The sequence below is a fragment of the Blautia sp. AF19-13LB genome, from assembly GCF_003479105.1.
GTDB lineage: Bacteria > Bacillota > Clostridia > Lachnospirales > Lachnospiraceae > Fusicatenibacter > Fusicatenibacter saccharivorans.
On record NZ_QUGO01000050.1, the window covers coordinates 445 to 2045 of the forward strand.

At 47.6% G+C, this 1601-nt stretch carries 2 protein-coding genes; both read left to right on the forward strand.

Translation table 11 applies throughout. The annotated features are described in order from the left end of the window. The first annotated feature begins 293 nt into the window (after nucleotides 1-293). Nucleotides 294-515, forward strand: a complete 222-nt coding sequence (locus DWX32_RS19080) for a DUF4318 domain-containing protein (RefSeq protein ID WP_006876003.1) — start codon at nucleotides 294-296, stop codon at nucleotides 513-515. A 184-nt stretch (nucleotides 516-699) separates the two neighbouring features. Further along, nucleotides 700-1601, forward strand: a 902-nt coding sequence (gene mobQ, locus DWX32_RS19085; protein WP_147398518.1) for a MobQ family relaxase, incomplete at its 3' end; no start/stop codon positions are given.

The following is a 1601-nucleotide window of genomic DNA, read 5'->3' on the forward strand; positions in this document are numbered from 1 at the left end:
CCGCAGTCATGGTCTGCTCCAAATCAAACAGGGGACGCTACGCTTCCCCTGCGCTGGCTTTCGCCAGCTACCCTTTTGTGGACTTGCCATCTGGGGACACCTTGCATTGCAAGCTGTTCCCAGCCGACAAGTTTTATAAAATATACTATCTTTTCGATAGGCAATGCAGTATAATAAAGACAGCAACAAATTAGAAGTTATAAGTGGACTTTTGCGAAGTTGTATGATACTATTATTTTACAAAGATTTGAAAATTCGTGGATTATTTAACAAATTAGAAGGAGGTATTTTATATGTTTAAAAAGGCTTTTTGGGTTCCTTATGAGGATAGTACCAATTACCCAACTCTTGCAAAAACTATGGAAGCAATTTCAAAATATTGTGAAGAAAATGGCGAGTCTTATACATTTATTAACGATGACGAAGTGGAGATAAATGGAAAAAGATATGAAATATATCGGGGCTACGAAAATGGTAGTAGGGGAAATTACGGTATAAAATGCAAAGAAAAATAATTTCCAGTTTTTCATTCCCTACACATCGGGTCAACTTGCCCCGAACTTTCACAACTAAATACCCGCCGCCTACACAGTGGCACACCAAGCAGGAAATCTGAAAAGATCTCCTGCTTTTTTTCTGCCCAAGGTGGGGTGGCAAAACGCCACCCCATCAGTCAATCACAGGAAGGAGGGACACGAAATGCCCTGTCCACACAACGAAATTTCTATTGTGCAGCGCAGCCAGCGGCAGTCTGCTGTTGCCGCCGCTGCTTACCAGAGCGGCGAAAAGCTGTTCTGTGAATACGACCAGGAAGTGAAGCACTACCCGGAAAAGCGTGGTATCGTTCACAATGAAATCCTGCTCCCGGCAAATGCCCCGCCGGAGTACGCAGATCGCAATACCTTATGGAACGCCGCCGAAGCTGTGGAGAAGCAATGGAACTCCCAGCTTGCAAGGAGGTGGGTGCTTACCATCCCCAGAGAGATACCGCCTTACCAGTACGCCGCCCTTGTCCGGGAGTTCTGTAAACAGCAATTTGTTTCCAAAGGCATGATTGTTGATTTTGCCATCCATGACCCAAATCCTCCGGGACACAATCCTCACGCCCATGTCATGCTGACTATGCGGGCAATGGACGGGCATGGGAAATGGCTTCCCAAGAGCCGCAAGGTCTATGACCTTGACGAGAATGGGGAACGGATAAAACTTCCGTCCGGCAGGTGGAAAAGCCACAAGGAAGATACGGTTGACTGGAACGACAGAAAGTATTGTGAAATCTGGCGGCATGAATGGGAGGTCATTCAGAACCGCTATCTGGAAGCCAATAACCGCCCGGAGCGTGTGGATTTGCGTTCCTATGCCAGACAGGGGCTTGATATTGTCCCCACTGTCCATGAGGGTGCTGCTGTCCGGCAGATGGAAAAGCGTGGTATCCAGACGAATATCGGCAATCTGAACCGGGAAATCAAGGCTGCCAACCGCCTGATGCAGTCCATCCGGCAGCTCATTAAAAACCTCAAAAGCTGGATTACCGAGCTGGGAGAAAAACGGAAAGAGCTGCTTGCACAAAAAGCGGCGGAGGAAGCGACACTTCTTCCCAA

What these genes read in the sequence shown, in the direction of transcription:
- DWX32_RS19080 (WP_006876003.1), top strand. Translation starts at nt 294, where the DNA reads ATGTTTAAAAAGGCTTTTTGGGTTCCTTATGAGGATAGTACCAATTAC.